This window comes from Streptomyces sp. NPDC030143 (assembly GCF_055573695.1).
Genome location: NZ_JBVIAY010000016.1, coordinates 23551 through 41755 on the forward strand (window position 1 = coordinate 23551; position 18205 = coordinate 41755).

Here is an 18205-nt window from a genome sequence, read left to right on the forward strand (position 1 = left end):
GACAACACGGTGGCCGGCGACAGGCAAGCGGAGACGACGGTGCCCACCGAGGCACGGGAGCAGCACGCGCAGCTCGCTGAGCAGATCGAGGAGCACCGCTTCCGGTACTACGTGAAGGACGCTCCCGTCATCAGCGACGCGGAGTTCGACCGCCTCCTGCGTTCCCTGGAGGCGCTGGAGGAGGAGTACTCCGAGCTGCGCACGCCCGACTCGCCGACCCAGAAGGTCGCGGGCGCGTACGAGACGGACTTCACGGCGGTCCAGCACCGCGAGCGCATGCTCTCCCTGGACAACGCCTTCGACGACCTGGAGCTGGCCGCCTGGGCCGAGCGCGTCCACAAGGATGTCGGCGCCTCCGCGTACCACTTCCTGTGCGAGCTGAAGGTCGACGGCCTCGCCGTCAACCTCACCTACGAGAACGGCCGTCTGACGCGCGCGGCGACCCGCGGCGACGGCCGCACGGGCGAGGACATCACGCCCAACGTGCGCACGATCGCGGAGATCCCGGACCGTCTCGCGGGCGACGGCGTCCCCACGCTGGTGGAGATCCGCGGCGAGGTCTACTTCCCGATGGAGAAGTTCGAGGAGCTCAACGCCCGCCTGGTCGAGGCCGGCGACAAGCCCTTCGCCAACCCGCGCAACGCGGCGGCCGGTTCGCTGCGCCAGAAGGACCCGCGCGTCACCGCCACCCGCCCTCTGCACATGGTGGTCCACGGCATCGGTGCCCTGGAGGGCTACGAGGGCATGACCCGCCTCTCCGAGGCCTACGACCTCCTCAAGGCATGGGGTCTGCCCACCTCCCGGCACAACAAGGTGGTCGAAGGTCTCGACGGCGTACGGGAGTTCATCGCGTACTACGGCGAGAACCGCCACTCCGTGGAACACGAGATCGACGGAGTGGTCGTCAAGCTCGACGAGATCCGGCTCCAGGGCCGCCTCGGCTCGACGGCGCGAGCCCCCCGCTGGGCGATCGCGTACAAGTACGCGCCGGAGGAGGTCAACACCAAGCTCGTCAACATCCGCGTGGGCGTGGGCCGCACCGGACGGGTCACTCCCTACGCCCAGGTCGAGCCGGTGACGGTGGCCGGCTCCGAGGTCGAGTTCGCCACCCTGCACAACCAGGACGTCGTCAAGGCCAAGGGCGTCCTGATCGGTGACACGGTGGTGCTGCGCAAGGCCGGTGACGTCATCCCGGAGATCCTCGGCCCGGTCGTCGACCTGCGGGACGGCAGCGAGCGCGCGTTCGTGATGCCGTCCGAGTGCCCCGAGTGCGGTACGGCGCTCAGGCCGATGAAGGAGGGCGACGTCGACCTGCGCTGCCCCAACGCCCGCACCTGCCCCGCCCAGTTGCGCGAGCGTCTCTTCTACCTCGCCGGCCGCAAGGCGCTGGACATCGAGCACTTCGGGTACGTGGCCGCCGCCGCCCTCACCAAGCCGCTGGAGCCCGCCGACCCGCCGCTGACCGACGAGGGCGACCTGTTCGACCTCACCGTCGAGCAGCTGCTGCCCATCAAGGCGTACGTCCTGGACCAGGACAGCGGTCTGCCCAAGCGGGACCCGAAGACGGGCGAGGAGAAGATCGTCACGATCTTCGCCAACCAGCAGGGCGAACCGAGGAAGAACGCGCTCGCGATGCTGGAGAACATCGCAGCGGCCAAGGAGCGGCCGCTGGCGCGGATCCTCACCGGTCTGTCGATCCGGCACGTGGGGCCGGTGGCCGCCGAGGCGCTCGCGCGCGAGTTCCGCTCCGTCGACCGCATCCGGCAGGCGAGCGAGGAGGAGCTGGCGAACACCGAGGGCGTCGGCCCGACCATCGCCGCCTCCCTGAAAGAGTGGTTCGCCGAGGAGTGGCACCAGGAGATCCTCCGCAAGTGGCAGGCCGCCGGCGTCCGGATGGAGGAGGAGGGCTCCGGTGAGGACGAGGGGCCGCGTCCGCTGGAGGGCCTCACCGTCGTCGTCACCGGCACCCTGGAACACTTCACGCGGGACGGCGCCAAGGACGCCCTGCAGAGCCGGGGAGCGAAGGTGACCGGTTCGGTCTCGAAGAAGACGTCATTCGTCGTTGTGGGTGACAGTCCCGGATCGAAATACGACAAGGCGATGCAGCTCAAGGTGCCCGTGCTGAACGAGGACGGCTTCACGGTCCTCCTCGAGCAGGGCCCGGAGGCGGCAGCGGAGGTCGCGCTTCCGGCGGGGGAGTAGCCGGAAACGGCGGTTGAAGGCCACCCGATCGGCGCATATCAGATGCATACGGGTGGCCGGGGCGCATTCGGGCAACCGTCGGCGACCGCTGCCCGTGCGAGCCTCCAGCGGCCTACTGTTGAGATGTGCGCCTGCCGTGCCCAGCCGCGGTCGGGGCACTCCCGTGCTCCTGACGGGCAGGGAAGGGTTTCCCGACGCGGCGCCGCCCGAGGGCTGTCGGGCACGGGGCCGCGTGGCTGGGCACCGCCGGCTGTGAGAGGGACGGGAATGGAACCGACCGAGAGCGCCGCCCCCGACTCAGGGCTGCGCCGACGCCGGGTCACCGGCGCGTGGTGGGGCAGCCGGTGGGTGGTGTGGGCGGAGCGACCCCTGGGCGCGGAGGCGCGCCCCGGCGCCCCGCACGTCTCGCCCACCTCCGTGGAGTCGCGCGCTCCCGCCCGGCTCGCCGTCGACCCCGCCCGCGGGGCGCATGACGCCGAGGCCGAACGGCAGCTGTCCGGGCCCCCGTTGCCCGCCGCGGTCGTCGCGGCGGCCGGATTCGCCCTCGGCGCCGGCTTCTACCGCGCCTTCACCGGCAACCACGCGCTCTTCCCGTCCGGCACCGTCGGCTGGTCGCTGGCCGTGCTGACCGGTGTGATCGTCGGCCACCTGGTCATGCTCGGCCGGGCCCGCTGGTGGGGCGGCACCGGCTCCGGCGCCGCCCTCACCCTCGCCGTCCTGCTGCTGTACGGCTGGGTGCCCGCCGGCCTGGTCAGCCTCACCGTCGTCGTCCTGGTCGGCACAGCCCGGCGCCACCGCTGGCGGCAGGGCGTCCTGCACGGCGCTGTGGACGTCCTCGGCATCGGCGCCGGAGCGCTGCTGCTGGCGGCGGGCGGGCGGGTGCCGTCCGTCGAGCGGCCCTGGACGCCCGACACCTGGACGCTCTACACCGCGCCCCAGGTGGTGCTGGTCGCCGTCGCCTACCTCGCGGTCACCCGCGTTCTGCTGTGGTATCTGCACGCGCCCCGCTCCGGGGGCGTGCCCACCGTCGCCCGCACCGCCGTGGTCAGACAGGGCCTGGTCGCCGTCGCCCTGCTCGGCATAGCCCCGCTGGTGTGCGTGGTGGCCGTGGCCGAGCCGATCATGCTGCCGCTGTTCGCCATCCCGCTCATCGCCCTCGACTCCACCCTGTGGATCGCCCGGGCCCGCGCGGAGGAGCAGTTGCGCGACCCGCTCACCGGGCTCCCCAACCGCCAGTGGCTCGGCGAGCGCATCTGGACCGCCCTGGACGACGCCGAGCGCATCGGCGCCCGGACCGCACTCATGCTGATCGACCTCGACCGGTTCCGATCGGTCAACGACACGCTCGGTCATCTGGCCGGTGACCGGCTGCTGCTCCAGATAGCCGACCGGCTGCGCCTGGCCCTGCCGCGCGGCGCGGAGGTGGCGCGGCTCGGCGGTGACGAGTTCGCCGTCTTACTTCCCGTGGCCGACTCCACGACCTCCGCGACCCGGGTCGCCCGCGGTCTCGTCGCCGCCCTCGGCTCCCCGCTCGACCTCGACGGACTCACCCTCGTGCTGGAGGCCAGCGCCGGGGTCGCCCTCTTCCCCGACCACGCGCTCGACGCGGAGGGCCTGCTGCGCCGGGCGGACGTGGCGATGTACCAGGCCAAACGCGACCGCACGGGCGTCGAGGTCTACGAGTCCAAGCGCGACTCCAACACCCCGGACCGACTCGGCCTGCTCGGCGACCTGCGACGCGCGCTCGACGCGCACGAGGTCCAGCTGCACTACCAGCCCAAGGTCCGTTTCGACGGACAGGTCGCGGGACTGGAGGCCCTGGTCCGCTGGGTGCACCCGGAGCGGGGCAAGGTCCCGCCGGACGAGTTCATAGCGATCGCCGAGTCCTCCGGGCTGATGCCCCATCTGACGGAGTACGTGCTGGAGACGGCGCTCGGGCAGGTCGCCCGGTGGCGCGCCCAGGGCCTGTTCGTGCCCGTCGCGGTGAACGTCTCCCCGCGTGACGTGCACACCCCCGGCTTCGCCGGTTCGGTCGCCGCCCGGCTGGCCCGGCACGGCGTCCCGGCGGGAGCCCTCCAGCTGGAGATAACGGAACACGTCCTCCTCGAGGACCCGCAGCGTGCCGCCGACACCCTGAACGGGCTCACCGGACACGGCGTGAAGATGTCCCTCGACGACTTCGGCACCGGCTACTCCTCGCTCGTCCACCTGCGCCGCCTGCCGGTGAGCGAGCTGAAGATCGACCGCTCCTTCGTGGCCCGGCTGGCCGTGGACACCGAGGACGCGGAGATCGTCCGCTGCACGGTCGACCTCGCCCACTCGCTCGGTCTCCTCGTCGTCGCCGAGGGCGTCGAGGACGACGAGACGTGGGAGCGCCTGCGCGACCTGGGCTGCGACGCCGTACAGGGCTGGCTGGTCGCGGCCGCGATGCCGCCCGAGGAGACGACGGCGTGGCTGCGGGCCCGGGGCTCGCGCGGCTGGCAGCGCCCGGCCGCGGCCCTGCCGGCGGCGGCCTCCGACGAGTGACCCCCGCGGGCGGGACCGCCGGCCGCCGCCCGTCAGCCCGCCCCGGCCGCGAAGTGCCGGATCAGCATCTCCAGCCGCCGCTCGTGCGCGGGCTCCGGCAGGCGGCCGCTGCGCATCAGCGTGACCAGGCCGTGCAGCCCGGCCCAGTACGTCTCCGTCAGCAGCCCGGGGTCCTCGTCCGCCGTCGCCACGGGCGCCACGGCTGACAGCAGTTCGCCGAACGCCTCGCGCAGGGCCGCCGGCGCCTCGGGCGTGGCGAACGGCAGATCGACGGTGTGGGTGAACAGCACGTCGTAGAGCGCCGGCCGGCGCCGCGCGAAGGCGGTGTACGCCTGTCCCACCGACGCCAGGGCCTCCCGGACGCCCCTCGCCCCCGCCCGCGCCTCGCGCAGCTCGGCCGCCAGTTCCGCGCAGCCCTCCACCGCGACGGCCGCCATGATCGCGGCCTTGCCCTTGAAGTGGCTGTACAGGACGGGCTGGCTGTACTCGATCTCCGCCGCGAGCCGGCGGGTGGTGACGGCGTCCCAGCCCTCGGTCTCCAGCAGCTCCCGCGCGGCCCTGACGATCAGTCGCTCGCGCTCCGCTCGTTCGCGCTCGCGGCGCGTGTGGATCGACATGACCCCATGCTAGCAACGCTAGCCATTCTTTCACTGATCTGTTAGCTTCGCTACAACAGCTAGCGCCGCTAGCATCCGCGGAGGGGGATCCACCATGACCGTGACCGCGTACACCCTGGCCGTCGTGCTCGACCTGTTCATCCTGTACATCGGAGCCCGGTTCCTGCTCAGGCCCCGGCCCTCCGCCGCGGGCTACGGCGTCCCGGCCGAGCCCACCGGGGACGCCGGGGCCTACCTCGCGATCAAGGGCCTGAGGGACACCGCCTTCGGCGTCCTCGGCCTCGCCCTGCTCGTCTTCGTCGGCGCCCGCGCCGAGGCCTGGTTCATGCTGTGCGTCGCGATCGTGCCGTTCGTCGACACCGCGATCGTGCTGCGCCACGGCGGCACCCGGGCCGTGGCCTTCGGGGTCCACTTCGCCACGGCCGTCGTCGTCCTGCTCAGCGCCGGGCTGCTCTTCGCCGTCTGAGCGGTTCGCTTCGCGCGCGGCGCGTCGCGCTCGGGGGCGGCGCCGACGCCCGGCAGTGGCAAACCGTTTCACGGTCACGGGCCGCCGCACCCTAGGATTGGGCCCACACCACACTCACTCACCCCAGAGGAACGCTGCATGCCTGGCATCACGCGCGAGGAGGTCGCCCACCTCGCCCGGCTGGCGCGTCTGGAGCTGAAGCCCGAAGAGCTCGACCACTTCGCGGGACAGCTGGACGACATCATCGGCGCGGTCGCCCGCGTCAGCGAGGTCGCCGACCAAGACGTACCGCCGACCTCGCACCCGCTCCCGCTGACCAACGTCATGCGGGCGGACGAGGTCCGTCCCTCGCTCACCCCCGAGCAGGCGCTCTCCGGCGCCCCGGCCCAGGAACAGCAGCGTTTCAAGGTGCCGCAGATCCTGGGGGAGGACTAACCGTCATGACGGACATCATCAAGCTCACCGCCGCCGAGATCGCCGCGAAGATCGCCTCGGGCGAACTCACGGCCGTCGAGGTCACCGAGGCGCACCTCGCCCGGATCGAGGCCGTCGACGAGAAGGTGCACGCCTTCCTGCACGTCGACCGCGAGGGCGCCCTGGCCCAGGCCCGGGCCGTGGACGCCAAGCGCGAGCGCGGCGAGACGCTCGGCCCGCTGGCCGGCGTCCCCCTCGCGCTGAAGGACATCTTCACCACCGAGGGCATCCCGACCACCGTCGGCTCGAAGATCCTCGAGGGCTGGATCCCGCCGTACGACGCGACCCTCACCAAGAAGCTGAAGGCCGCCGACGTCGTCATCCTCGGCAAGACCAACATGGACGAGTTCGCCATGGGGTCCTCCACCGAGAACAGCGCCTACGGGCCGACCGGCAACCCCTGGGACCTCACCCGCATCCCCGGTGGTTCCGGCGGCGGTTCCTCCGCCGCCCTCGCCTCCCACCAGGCCCCCCTGGCCATCGGCACCGACACCGGCGGCTCCATCCGCCAGCCGGCCGCCGTCACCGGCACGGTCGGCGTCAAGCCCACCTACGGCGCGGTGTCGCGGTACGGCATGGTCGCCTTCTCCTCCTCCCTCGACCAGGGCGGCCCCTGCGCCCGTACGGTCCTGGACGCGGCGCTGCTGCACGAGGTCATCGCCGGACACGACCCGCTCGACTCCACCTCCATCGACGCCCCGGTCCCGCCGGTCGTCGAGGCCGCCCGCAACGGCAGCGTCGCCGGCATGCGCGTCGGCGTCGTCAAGCAGTTCCGCGGCGAGGGCTACCAGGCCGGCGTTCTCCAGCGCTTCGACGAGTCCGTCGCCCTGCTGAAGGAGCTGGGCGCGGAGATCGTCGAGCTGGACTGTCCGTCCTTCGACCTCGCCCTGTCGGCGTACTACCTCATCGCGCCGAGCGAGTGCTCCTCCAACCTCGCCCGCTTCGACGGCCTGCGCTACGGCCTGCGCACCGGCGACGACGGCGGCCATTCGGCCGAGGAGGTCACCTCCCTCACCCGTGAGGCGGGCTTCGGCCCCGAGGTCAAGCGCCGCATCATGCTCGGCACCTACGCGCTGAGCTCCGGCTACTACGACGCCTACTACGGCTCCGCCCAGAAGGTCCGCACGCTCATCACACGCGACTTCGAGAAGGCCTTCGAGCAGGTGGACGTGATCGTGTCCCCCACGACCCCCACCACGGCCTTCCCGATCGGTGAGCGCGCCGACGACCCGATGGCGATGTACCTGGCCGACCTGTGCACCATCCCGACCAACCTGGCGGGCAACGCGGCCATGTCGCTGCCCTGCGGCCTCGCACCCGAGGACAACCTCCCGGTCGGCCTGCAGATCATCGCCCCGGCGCTGAAGGACGAGCGGCTGTACAAGGTCGGCGCCGCCGTCGAGGCCGCCTTCGTGGAAAGGTGGGGGCACCCGCTTCTCGAGGAGGCTCCGTCGCTGTGAGCGCACTGTCCAAGGCCAAAGGCTTCAAGAAGTCCAAGTCCGGCGTGTACGTGTCGATGGCCACGTCGGCGTTCGGCGTGCTCGGTGTCGTCAAGCAGATCAAGAAGGCCCGGACCGACAACGACACGCTGCGGCTGCTCGACGCCGTCGTGACCGGCGCGGCCGTCGTCACCAACCTGGCCATTCTCTACCGCGAGCTGAAGCGGCTGGGCGACGACGACGTCCTGCTGGGCTGAGAGGGAAGTTTCACCGTGACCACCACGACCGACCTGGTGTCGTACGAGGACGCGCTGGCGTCGTACGACCCCGTCATGGGCCTCGAGGTCCATGTCGAACTCGGCACCAAGACCAAGATGTTCTGCGGCTGTTCGACCGCGCTGGGCGCCGAGCCGAACACCCAGACCTGCCCCGTCTGCCTCGGCCTGCCCGGCGCGCTGCCGGTCGTCAACGCGACCGGCGTCGAGTCCGCGATCAGGATCGGTCTCGCGCTCAACTGCGAGATCGCCGAGTGGTGCCGTTTCGCCCGGAAGAACTACTTTTATCCGGACATGCCGAAGAACTTCCAGACCTCCCAGTACGACGAGCCGATCGCCTTCAACGGCTACCTCGACGTGCAACTGGAGGACGGCGAGGTCTTCCGCGTGGAGATCGAGCGCGCCCACATGGAGGAGGACACCGGCAAGTCGACGCACGTCGGCGGCGCCACCGGCCGTATCCACGGCGCGTCCCACTCCCTGCTCGACTACAACCGCGCCGGCATCCCGCTCATCGAGATCGTCACCAAGCCGATCGTCGGTGCCGGGGAGCGTGCCCCCGAGGTCGCGCGGGCCTACGTGCGGGAGCTGCGCGAGGTCATCCGGGCCCTGGGCGTCTCCGAGGCCCGCATGGAGATGGGCCAGATGCGCTGCGACGTGAACCTCTCGCTGATGCCCAAGGGCAGCGAGAAGTTCGGCACCCGCTCCGAGACGAAGAACGTCAACTCGCTGCGGTCCGTGGAGCGCGCGGCCCGTTTCGAGATCCAGCGGCACGCGGCCGTGCTGTCGTCCGGCGGCACGATCGTGCAGGAGACCCGCCACTTCCACGAGGACACCGGGTCGACGACCTCGGGCCGCGTGAAGGAGGAGGCCGAGGACTACCGGTACTTCCCGGAGCCCGACCTGGTGCCGGTCGCCCCCTCGCGCGAGTGGGTCGACACGATCCGCGGCGGGCTGCCCGAGCTGCCGCTGGTCCGCCGCACCCGCCTCCTGCAGGAGTGGGGCATCTCGACCACCGACATGCAGGCGATCCTCAACGCCGGCGCGCTGGACCCGATCGTCGCCACCATCGACGCCGGTGCCGACGCGGCCTCCGCCCGCAAGTGGTGGATGGGCGAACTCGCGCGCAGCGCCAACGAGTCGGGCAAAGCGCTCGACGAGCTGGCGATCACGCCCGAGCAGGTCGCCCGGGTGGCCCAGCTGGTCGCGGCCGGCGATCTGAACGACAAGCTGGCCCGTCAGGTCATCGAGGGCGTCCTCGCGGGCGAGGGCACCCCCGACGAGGTGGTCGACCGGCGCGGGCTGAAGGTCGTCTCCGACGACTCGGCGCTGGGCACGGCCGTCGACGAGGCCATCGCCGGCAACCCGGGCATCGCCGACAAGATCCGCGGCGGCAAGGTGGCCGCGGCCGGCGCCCTGGTCGGCGCGGTCATGAAGGCGACCCGCGGTCAGGCCGACGCGGCCCGCGTGAAGGAACTGATCCTGGAGAAGCTGGGCGTCAGCGAGGGCTGACCCCGGCCCGGACGAGCCCCCGGGGGGTGCATCGCTCGCGATGCACCCCCCGGGCGCGTGCTGTCAGAGCTCCGGACGAAAGGGGACGCCGCGAGCCGGGCTCCCCGTCCCGAGCTCTCGGGGACGGCGTCCCACGAAGCGGACGTAGCCCAGTGGTCCGGTGACGCCGCCGCCGGCCGGGGGAGTGGAGCGCCCAGAAGCCCCGTTCCCGCTCCCAGCACGGCACGAGGTGCTCCGGCGGCTCGACGCCGTCGATCTCCTCGCGCGGCGCCGGGACGACGGCCCCGCTCCGCCCGCCGGGCCTGAGGGGTCCTTGCACGGTGAGCGCCGGATCAGGCGCTCACCGTGCAAGGACCCCTGAGCAGCCTGGTCGGCGCGGCCGCAGAGAAGCACCCCGTACCGGCCTGCCCGGCGCGACGCGCTACGCTCGCCCGCCATGAACGGACGCAGTGATTCCGAGATATCCGGAAAGCCGGAGGAGGTCATGAAAGCCGCAGAGGCCGAAGAGGCGGAAGAGGTCGAGGACGGGGAGGAGGACGAGGGGGACGGCGACCCGCGGCACGAGGCGCGGCGAGCCCGGTGGACGGCCACCGCTACCGGCGCCCTGCTCACCCTGGCCGGCCTCGCCGCGGCACTCCTGCGCCTCACCGGCTCCGCCCCCGCGCTCGTCCCCGCGGCCTACGCCCTCGGCGCCGCCGTCTGCGCGCTGGCCGCGCTCCTCGGCTCCCGCGGCCGTACCCGGCGGGCCCTGTGGCTGCTCATCGCCGGCGTGATGGTGATGGCCTTCGGCGACCAGTCGGACTGACGGGTCTCCGACAGACGCACTGTTATTGTCCTGTGATCTGCCTCCCATTCCTGTGAAGAAGCCCACGAAGGCGGCAAACGATCACATTCGCCTGACAGAGTGGCGTCGCATCGCTCATGCGTTCTTTGCGGGCTGTTCAGTTCAGGCACGACTGTTCCCGGCCAAAGATCCACAATCGACTCCGGGAGCACGTTCGTGGCAGCCCTTGCGCAGTGGTGTGTCCGGCATCGCCTCGTCGCGGTCCTGCTCTGGCTCCTGACCCTCGGCGGCACGGCCACGGCCGCCCTGCTCGCCGGCTCCGCGTACTCCAACGACTACGACGTCCCCGGCACCGAGTCGGTCCGTGCCACCCGGCTGCTGGCCGACGGCTTCCCGAACCTGGCCGGCGACAGCGACACGGTCGTCTGGCACACCGCCTCGGGCACCGTCCGCGCCGCAGACGTCGAACAGACCATGACCCGCACCCTGGAGCGGATCGCCGCCCTGCCCGGCGTGGCGTCCGTGACCAGCCCCTACGCCGACGGGGGCGACGCGCGGATCAGCCGCGACGGGCACACCGCCTACGCCACCGTCACCTTCGAGGAGCGGGCCGAGGACATCGACCGCGGTGTGGCCCTGGCCGTCGTCGAGACCGCCGGGTCGGCCGAGACCGACGGGCTCCGGGTCGAGCTGGGCGGCAGCGCCATCGCGCTCACCGAGTCCTCCGGCGGGCACCTCGCGGAAGTCGTCGGCGTGGCCGTCGCCGCGGTCGTGCTGTTCCTCGCCTTCGGCTCACTCGCCGCCTCCCTGCTGCCCATCGCCACCGCCCTGGTCGGCGTGGGCACCGCGTACGCCGGGATCGTGCTGCTCGGACACGCCATGAGCGTCGCCGACTTCGCGCCCATGCTCGGCATGCTCATCGGACTCGGCGTCGGCATCGACTACGCCCTGTTCGTCGTCACCCGGCACCGGCGCGGCCTGAAACGGGGGCTGCCGCTCGCCGACGCGGCCGTGAGCGCCGTGGCGACCACGGGACGCGCGGTGGTCTTCGCGGGTGCCACGGTTTGCATAGCCCTGCTCGGGATGCTGATCCTGCGCCTGGACTTCCTCAACGGCGTCGCGATCGCCGCCTCGCTGACCGTCGTCCTGACGGTCGCGGCCTCCGTGACCCTGCTGCCCGCCCTGCTCTCCCTCATCGGCCCGCGCGCCCTCAGCCGCCGGGAGCGGCGCCGCCTCGCCGCGCACGGGCCCGAGCCGGAGCTGCCCACCGGCCTCGCCGCCCGCTGGTCCGCCTTCGTCGAGCGCCACCCCAAGCTGCTCGGCGCCGTCGCCCTCGCCGTCATCACCGTCCTGGCCCTGCCCACGCTCGGACTGCGCCTCGGCACCTCCGACCAGGGCAACGGCCCCGCCTCCAGCACCACCCGCCAGGCCTACGACCTGCTGGCCGACGGGTTCGGCGCAGGCCTCAACGGCCCCCTGACCCTGCTGACCCGCGTCGGCGGCGCCGAGGACCGCCTCGCCCTCGACAACCTCGACGCCACCCTGCGCACCACCGAGGGCGTGGCCGCGGTCACGCCCGTGACGTACAGCGCGGGCGGCGACACCGCCCTCCTCACCGTCGTCCCCGAGTCCTCGCCGCAGTCGCGGCGCACCAGCGACCTCGTCGACCGGCTGCGCGCCGAGGTGCTGCCGCGCGCCGAGGCCGGCACCTCGCTCGACGTGCAGGTCGGCGGGGTGACGGCCGGCTACGACGACTTCGCCGCGGTCATCGTCGGCAAGCTGCCGCTGTTCGTCGGCGTCGTCGTCGGCCTGGGCTGTGTGCTGCTCCTGCTCGCCTTCCGGTCCGTCGGCATCCCCCTCAAGGCCGCCGCGATGAACGTCGCCGCCGTCGCCGCCGCCTTCGGGGTCGTCGTCGCGGTCTTCCAGTGGGGCTGGGGGAGCGAACCGCTCGGTCTGGGCCGCGCGGGACCGATCGAACCCTTCCTCCCCGTGATCATGGTCTCGGTCCTCTTCGGGCTCTCCATGGACTACCAGGTGTTCCTGGTCAGCCGGATGTACGAGGAGTGGCTGGAGACCGGTGACAACCGGCGGGCCGTCCGTGTGGGCCTCGCCGAGACCAGCCGGGTGATCAACTCCGCCGCGGTCATCATGATCTCGGTCTTCCTCGCCTTCGTCCTCAGCGGCGACCGCGTCATCGCCATGTTCGGCATCGCGCTGGCCGCCGCCGTCGCCCTCGACGCGTTCGTGCTCCGCACGCTGCTGGTGCCGGCCCTGATGCACCTGCTGGGCGGCGCCAACTGGTGGCTGCCGGGCTGGCTGGACCGCCGGCTGCCCCGGATCAGCATCGAGCCGCCCGAGGCCCGTGCCGCCCATGAGAGGCTCGCGGAGATCGTGGAGGAACTCGAGCTCGCGAAGGAGCGGCAGCCGGATGTACGCGATACCACTGGGTGACGACGGAGCCGAACTGCGTCCCCTGGAACCCTGGCACGCCGAGGAGTTCCTCGCGCACCTGGAGCGGGGGCGGGAGTTCATCAACCGCTTCGTCGGCTTCGGCGCCAACGCCACGGACACCGCCTCCGCGCGCCAGGTGCTCCAGCGGTACGCCGACATGCGCGCCGCCGACACCGGTTCCCTGCACGGCCTGTGGCTGGACGGCGAACTCGTCGGCGGGGTGCTCTTCCTCAACTTCGACGCCGCGCAGGGCAACTGCGAGGTCGGCTGCTGGCTGGAACCCGCCGGCACCGGGCGCGGGCTGGTCACGCGCGCGATGCGGGTGCTGATCGACTTCGCCGTCGAGCGGCGCGGGATCCACCGCGTCGAGTGGATCGCCGCCGCCGGCAACGTGCCCAGCCTGAACGTCGCGCGACGGCTCGGCATGACCCGCGATGGTGTGCGCCGGCAGGCCCACCCCTATGGTGGGGTGCGGCACGACCTCGAAGTGTGGTCCGTGCTGGCCCCCGAGTGGCGCGCCGCCCGCGCGCGTGCCGCCGACGATCATTAAGAGACCTCTCAGAGAGCGTCCGTACGGTGCGAGGCATGGGAACCAAGACTGTTGACGAGGCCGGCGGCGCAGCAGGCGCCGAGGCCACCGGGACGAAGCACGACGACGAGACGACGGACACCGCCGTGACCGAAGCGAACGACGCCCACGACGCCCACGACGACGCCACCGACGAGGTGGGCGAGTCCGAGGGCGGCACGGACGGACGCAACGGCCCCACCGGCGTGGGGCAGGGCGCCGGTGCCGTCGTCTCCGCCGCGCTGGGCCTGGTCTCCCTCACCGGCAGCTGGGTCGGCACCGTCGCCTCGGCCCGCGAGACCCTCGTCGGCCAACTGGAGACCTCGACCAGCGCGAACGTCGCCCAGCAGATCCAGGCGGTCTACGGCGACGCCTGGCAGACCACCGCCCTGTGGGCCGGCCTGTTCGCGCTGACCGCGCTGATCGTCGGTGTCGTCGTGCTGGCCCGTCCCGCCTTCGGCGCGCCCGGCCGGCCGCAGGCGGGATGGATCAGGTCGGTCGCCTGGGCGGGCATCACGCTCGGCGTGATCGGACTGCTCCTGGCCGTCCTGAAGTACACCGACGCGCTGCTCGGACTGCCGTCCGCGGGCTGATGGGGTCCGTGCACCGTGCCCGCCAGGGCCGCGCGGTCTGATCGGGCGCTCACAGTGCAAGGACCCCTGGGCCCCCGCGGGGCCCCGAGGTTCCGGAGGAGGGGCCTCAGGCCGGCCGTAAGCACCTTACGGCCGGCCTGAGGCCCCTCACGCGCGTCTAAGGCCCCCCGCGTCGCCGAAGATGCGGAACTCTCCCGATGTGGCGGACCCCCCTGGCGGACGAGGGTGGAGTCATCGCGGTGCTCGACCGAGACCGCGGCACCCGACTCCACCGAGGGACACCCACCATGTTCGAGTACGAACTCCTTCAGGCCCGCACCGCCGACCTCATCCGCCGGGCCGAGGACGAGCGTCTGGCCCGCGAGGCCGTCCGCAGCCGCCGCGCCGCCCGACGCGAGACCGCCGAACGCACGGCCCGCACCGCTGCGGACGGCACGACCACCGGCGGCGAGCCGCATACCCGCCGCTCCCGCCGGCTCCGACACACCCGCACCGCGTGACCGCCGGCTTCCGCCACGGCGCCGGCACGGAGGACGGCCGCCCCACCGCCCGCCGGCCGCCGCGCTTCGACACCGCACGGGGACCCGCCTCGCGGCCGACGGCCGCCGTGCCCGGCCCGCCGCCGGTGACGGATCCCGAGATCCCGACGGCTCCCGGGCCCGCCTCCCCGACCGCGCCGACCGGGACGCGCGGCCCCGAGACCGTGCGGGCCGGGGTGCCGGGCCGTGGGACGGGGGCGGCCCGTGTGGCGGACGCGGGGCCGGTGCCTGCCGCCGTGCCGACCGCCGTGCCTGCGGGCGCGCCCGGCCCTCTGGCAGTGGTGTCCGCCGCTGCCGACCCTCTGACAGCGGTGGCCGGCGAGGCCGGCGTCGCGGGCCGCCCGGCCGGTGCCGCCGGTGCCGTCCGCCCGCCGGCGGTCCGCCGCCCGGGCCCGCCCGCGTCGACGTCCGCCGGGGGGCCGTCGGAGCGTTGTGCGATGCTCGGGGCCGTGGAGAGCAGGGCCATCAGTCCCGTGTTCGTCGGGCGGGACGACGAGTTGGGCGTCCTGGACGAGGCGCTGTACCGGGCCGGTGCGGGAACCCCGCAGGCGGTGCTGATCGCCGGTGAGGCCGGGATCGGCAAGACCAGGCTCGTCGAGGAGTTCGCCGGCGCCGCGTCCCGCCGGGGGGCCGTCGTCGCCGTCGGGGGATGTGTCGAGATCGGTGCCGACGGGCTGCCGTTCGCGCCGTTCTCCACCGCCCTGCGCGCCCTGCGGCAGGCACTGCCCGACGTGCTGGCCGCCGCGGTGGCCGGCCAGGAAGGCGAACTCGCCCGTCTGCTGCCCGAGTTCGGTGAGACCGGCGTCGGCCGGCCCGACGAGGAGGGCATGGCCCGTCTCCTCGAACTCACCGCCCGCCTCCTGGAACGCGTCGCCGCCGACCGTACCGTCGTCCTCGCCCTGGAGGACCTGCACTGGGCCGACGCCTCCACCCGCCACCTCCTGTCCTACCTGCTGCGCACCCTGCGCACCGGCCGGCTCGTCGTGCTCGCCACCTACCGCTCCGACGACATCCACCGCCGTCACCCGCTGCGCCCCCTGCTCGCCGAACTTGACCGGCTGCGCACCGTCCGCCGTGTCGACCTCGCCCGTCTCACGCGGGAGGAGGTCGGCCGCCAGATCGCCGGCATCCTCGCCCGTGAACCCGACCCCGCCCAGGTCGACGAGATCTTCCGACGCTCCGACGGCAACGCCTTCTTCGTCGAGGAACTCGCCGTCGCCGCGGCCGAGGGCTGCCCCACCGGACTCACCGACTCCCTGCGCGACCTGCTGCTCGTCCGCGTCGAGGCGCTGCCCGAGAGCGCCCAGAGGGTCGCCCGCGTCGTCGCCGAGGGCGGCTCGCGAGTCGAGTACCGGCTGCTGGCCGCCGTCGCCGGGCTCGCCGAGGACGACCTGATCGAGGCGCTGCGCGCGGCGGTCGGCGCCCACCTGCTGCTCCCCGCTCCCGCCGGCGACGGCTACCGCTTCCGCCACTCCCTGGTCCGCGAGGCCGTCGCCGACGACCTGCTGCCCGGCGAGCGCTCCCGCCTCAACCGCCGTTACGCCGAGGCACTCCAGGCCGACCCGACGATCGTCCCCGCCGACGAGCGCGTCACGCGGCTGGCCGGCTACTGGTACCGGGCCCAGGATCCGGCGCGGGCCCTCCCCGCCGTCCTCGACGCCTCCGTCGCCGCCCGCTCCCGCCACGCCTACGGCGAGCAGCTGCGCCTCCTGGAACGCGCGATGGAACTCTGGGACGCCGCCCCCGAGGACGTCCGGGCCGGACTGAGCCTCCTCGAGCACACCGAGGCCGGACCGTCCTGCGGCCGCGACCGGGCCACCACACCCCTGCGCTTCCTCGACCTCATGGCCGAGGCCGCCGTCGCGGGCCGCCGCTGCGGGGAACGCGAACGCGCCCTGACGATCACCAAACGCGCCCTGCGCCTCCTTGAGGACGGGGACGATCCGTTGCGCGCGGCCTGGTTCTGGGTGCAGCGCTCGCGGCTGGTGTTCGCCCTGGGCCGCGGCAGCGGACGGGAGGAGCTGGCCACCGCCCAGGAGCTGGTGCGGGGCCTGCCGCCCGGCGAGGTGCACGCCGAGATCCTCACCCACGCGGCCGGCTGGTCCCTGGTGCACGACCCGGGACCCGACGCCTACGCCGCCGCCGAGCGCGCCGTGGAGTACGCCCGCATGGTCGGCGCCCGCCGGACCGAGCTCGACGCCCGCCAGATCCTCGGCGTCCTCATGGTCGAGGCCGGACACGTCGAGGCCGGCCTCACGGAGCTGCACCGCGTCAAGGAACGGGCGCTCGCCGAGGACGTCCCCTCCGTCGCGCTGAGCGCGTACATCAACCTCCCCTCCGAACTCGAGGCGGTCGGACGCTCCCTGGAGGCCCTGCCGGTCCTGGAGGAGGGCGCCGCCTTCGCCGGACGGCACGGACTGCCCGACGCCGAGGCTTGGGTGCGGATCAACCACGCGGAGTCCCTGCTCGCCCTGGGGCGGTGGGGCGAGGCGGAGCGGGCCGTCGTGGCCGCCGGCCGGGCCGGGCAGGGCATGGCGGCCCGGGGCGGCCACGCCACGCGCCGCGCCGAACTCGCCCTCCTGCGCGGCGACCTCGCCGAGGCCTCCGCCCACCTGACGGCGGCGCGGGGCTTCTTCGCCTCCCACGACCACGCCCCCCAGCACGATCTGCCGCTGACCCGCATCGCCGTCGCGCTCGCCGGCGCCGAGGGCCGCCTGCCCGACGCGAGAGCGCACCTCGCACCCGTCCTCGACCGCGGTTTCCCGCCCGGCACCCAGCGTTACGCCTGGCCCCTGCTCGTCACCGCCGTCGCCGTCGAGGGCGACGCCCGCGTCCCGTCCGCCGCCGACGACGACGGCCGCGGCCCGGTGCTCGCCCGCGTCCGCGCCGCCGCCGAACGGCTCACCACCGCCGTCCCCGTGTGGCACGCCCACGCCACCTGGCTGCGCGCCGAGCTGCTGCGCGCCGAGGGCCGCCCCGCCGCGGCCGACTGGTCCGAGGCCGTCACCGCCTTCGAGGCGCTGGAGCGCCCGTACGACCTCGCCCGGGTCCGCCTCCGCCTGGCCGAGGCGCTGCTCGCGGGCGGCGACGACGAGCGCGACAGCGCCGCCGAGCTGCTGCGCCTCTCCCACGCCGTCGCCGTCCACCTCGGGGCCCGTCCGCTGACCGACGCCGTCACCGCGCTCGCCCGGCGCGCCCGCCTCGCCCTCCGGCCCGCCGCACGGCAGCAGCCGTCCGCCCCTGCCGACCCCGCCGCGGCCCTCGGGCTGACCGGACGGGAACGCGACGTGCTGCGCCTGGTCTCCGTCGGCCGCACCAACCGCCAGATCGCCGAGGAACTCTTCATCTCGCCCAAGACCGCGAGCGTCCACGTCTCCCGCATCCTGGCCAAGCTCGCCGTCTCCGGCCGGGGCGAGGCCGCGGCGGTCGCCCATCGGCTCGGACTGTTCCCGGAGGCGCTCCAGGCGCCGCCCGCAGGCTGAGGCGTACGCTGTCAGGAACCGCCAGGGGAGGCGTCGTGTTCAACATGTTCGAGGAACTGTTCGCACCCGGACGCAAACACACCCGTGACGAACAGAACCGCCTGGAACTGACCCGGGAGGACGTCGGCGACGGCGACCCCGGGCGCGGGCCGATAGACCTCAGCTCCGGCAAGGTCGTCGTCCGCACCCCCACGGCCCGGCCCGAGGAGGCTCCCGGGCCGGACTCCGAGCAGGCTTCCCGGCAGGACGACGAGCGGGACGACCCCGGACTGTGAGG

General features: G+C 73.3%; 15 protein-coding genes. 14 read left to right on the top strand and 1 reads right to left on the bottom strand.

The window, feature by feature from the left end:
* Positions 1-9 precede the first annotated feature (9 nt).
* Together ligA and ACZ4YY_RS25320 are read left to right on the top strand one after the other, a co-directional pair.
* On the top strand, positions 10-2202 hold the full coding sequence (ligA, locus tag ACZ4YY_RS25315) for an NAD-dependent DNA ligase LigA (RefSeq protein WP_468294414.1): 2193 nt from the start codon (positions 10-12) through the stop codon (positions 2200-2202).
* Positions 2203-2469: 267 nt separating this feature from the next.
* Positions 2470-4728: a putative bifunctional diguanylate cyclase/phosphodiesterase gene (locus ACZ4YY_RS25320; protein WP_468294417.1), complete on the top strand. Its 2259-nt coding sequence runs from the start codon at positions 2470-2472 to the stop codon at positions 4726-4728.
* A 32-nt stretch (positions 4729-4760) separates the two neighbouring features.
* Here the strand turns inward: ACZ4YY_RS25320 and ACZ4YY_RS25325 are convergent, their stop codons facing one another.
* Entirely contained in the window at positions 4761-5345 is a 585-nt protein-coding gene (locus ACZ4YY_RS25325) for a TetR/AcrR family transcriptional regulator (RefSeq protein ID WP_468294420.1), read from the bottom strand.
* A gap of 94 nt (positions 5346-5439) precedes the next feature.
* On the opposite strand from ACZ4YY_RS25325, the gene ACZ4YY_RS25330 reads away from it, so the two are divergent.
* The 12 genes from ACZ4YY_RS25330 (at position 5440) to ACZ4YY_RS25385 (ending at position 18203) form a co-directional block, all read left to right on the top strand.
* Positions 5440-5811, top strand: coding sequence for a DUF4267 domain-containing protein (locus ACZ4YY_RS25330; RefSeq protein ID WP_468294423.1), 372 nt, complete (start codon positions 5440-5442; stop codon positions 5809-5811).
* 138 nt (positions 5812-5949) lie between these two features.
* Positions 5950-6246, top strand: coding sequence for an Asp-tRNA(Asn)/Glu-tRNA(Gln) amidotransferase subunit GatC (gatC, locus tag ACZ4YY_RS25335; RefSeq protein ID WP_018531282.1), 297 nt, complete (start codon positions 5950-5952; stop codon positions 6244-6246).
* Positions 6247-6251: 5 nt separating this feature from the next.
* Positions 6252-7745 (top strand): Asp-tRNA(Asn)/Glu-tRNA(Gln) amidotransferase subunit GatA, encoded by a 1494-nt coding sequence (gatA, locus tag ACZ4YY_RS25340; RefSeq protein WP_468294426.1) that lies wholly within the window; start codon positions 6252-6254, stop codon positions 7743-7745.
* On the top strand, positions 7742-7981 hold the full coding sequence (locus ACZ4YY_RS25345) for a hypothetical protein (RefSeq protein WP_468294430.1): 240 nt from the start codon (positions 7742-7744) through the stop codon (positions 7979-7981). The genes gatA and ACZ4YY_RS25345 overlap by 4 nt, the downstream gene beginning before the upstream one ends.
* A gap of 15 nt (positions 7982-7996) precedes the next feature.
* Positions 7997-9511 carry an Asp-tRNA(Asn)/Glu-tRNA(Gln) amidotransferase subunit GatB gene (gene gatB / locus ACZ4YY_RS25350; protein WP_468294433.1) on the top strand — a complete coding sequence of 505 codons (1515 nt, stop codon included), beginning with the start codon at positions 7997-7999 and terminating at the stop codon, positions 9509-9511.
* A gap of 436 nt (positions 9512-9947) precedes the next feature.
* Complete coding sequence (locus tag ACZ4YY_RS25355; protein ID WP_468294435.1) at positions 9948-10316, top strand: hypothetical protein; 369 nt, start codon at positions 9948-9950, stop codon at positions 10314-10316.
* A gap of 195 nt (positions 10317-10511) precedes the next feature.
* On the top strand, positions 10512-12746 hold the full coding sequence (locus ACZ4YY_RS25360; protein WP_468294438.1) for an MMPL family transporter: 2235 nt from the start codon (positions 10512-10514) through the stop codon (positions 12744-12746).
* Positions 12724-13296, top strand: coding sequence for a GNAT family N-acetyltransferase (locus ACZ4YY_RS25365; protein WP_468294441.1), 573 nt, complete (start codon positions 12724-12726; stop codon positions 13294-13296). Before ACZ4YY_RS25360 ends, ACZ4YY_RS25365 begins: the two co-directional genes overlap by 23 nt.
* 35 nt (positions 13297-13331) lie before the next feature.
* Positions 13332-13907 (top strand): hypothetical protein, encoded by a 576-nt coding sequence (locus ACZ4YY_RS25370; RefSeq protein WP_468294444.1) that lies wholly within the window; start codon positions 13332-13334, stop codon positions 13905-13907.
* Positions 13908-14194: 287 nt separating this feature from the next.
* Positions 14195-14407, top strand: a complete 213-nt coding sequence (locus ACZ4YY_RS25375; protein WP_468294446.1) for a hypothetical protein — start codon at positions 14195-14197, stop codon at positions 14405-14407.
* A 476-nt stretch (positions 14408-14883) separates the two neighbouring features.
* Positions 14884-17928 carry a helix-turn-helix transcriptional regulator gene (locus tag ACZ4YY_RS25380; RefSeq protein ID WP_468294449.1) on the top strand — a complete coding sequence of 1015 codons (3045 nt, stop codon included), beginning with the start codon at positions 14884-14886 and terminating at the stop codon, positions 17926-17928.
* A 44-nt stretch (positions 17929-17972) separates the two neighbouring features.
* A complete protein-coding gene (locus ACZ4YY_RS25385; protein ID WP_468294858.1) occupies positions 17973-18203 on the top strand; it encodes a DUF6191 domain-containing protein in 231 nt (76 codons plus the stop codon).
* Positions 18204-18205 lie beyond the last annotated feature (2 nt).

What these genes read in the sequence shown, in the direction of transcription:
- ACZ4YY_RS25365 (WP_468294441.1), top strand. Translation starts at nt 12,724, where the DNA reads ATGTACGCGATACCACTGGGTGACGACGGAGCCGAACTGCGTCCCCTG.
- ACZ4YY_RS25355 (WP_468294435.1), top strand. Translation starts at nt 9,948, where the DNA reads ATGAACGGACGCAGTGATTCCGAGATATCCGGAAAGCCGGAGGAGGTC.
- ACZ4YY_RS25385 (WP_468294858.1), top strand. Translation starts at nt 17,973, where the DNA reads ATGTTCGAGGAACTGTTCGCACCCGGACGCAAACACACCCGTGACGAA.
- gatC (WP_018531282.1), top strand. Translation starts at nt 5,950, where the DNA reads ATGCCTGGCATCACGCGCGAGGAGGTCGCCCACCTCGCCCGGCTGGCG.
- ACZ4YY_RS25370 (WP_468294444.1), top strand. Translation starts at nt 13,332, where the DNA reads ATGGGAACCAAGACTGTTGACGAGGCCGGCGGCGCAGCAGGCGCCGAG.
- ACZ4YY_RS25320 (WP_468294417.1), top strand. Translation starts at nt 2,470, where the DNA reads ATGGAACCGACCGAGAGCGCCGCCCCCGACTCAGGGCTGCGCCGACGC.
- ACZ4YY_RS25325 (WP_468294420.1), bottom strand. Translation starts at nt 5,345, where the DNA reads ATGTCGATCCACACGCGCCGCGAGCGCGAACGAGCGGAGCGCGAGCGA.
- ACZ4YY_RS25375 (WP_468294446.1), top strand. Translation starts at nt 14,195, where the DNA reads ATGTTCGAGTACGAACTCCTTCAGGCCCGCACCGCCGACCTCATCCGC.
- ACZ4YY_RS25330 (WP_468294423.1), top strand. Translation starts at nt 5,440, where the DNA reads ATGACCGTGACCGCGTACACCCTGGCCGTCGTGCTCGACCTGTTCATC.
- ACZ4YY_RS25380 (WP_468294449.1), top strand. Translation starts at nt 14,884, where the DNA reads ATGCTCGGGGCCGTGGAGAGCAGGGCCATCAGTCCCGTGTTCGTCGGG.
- gatA (WP_468294426.1), top strand. Translation starts at nt 6,252, where the DNA reads ATGACGGACATCATCAAGCTCACCGCCGCCGAGATCGCCGCGAAGATC.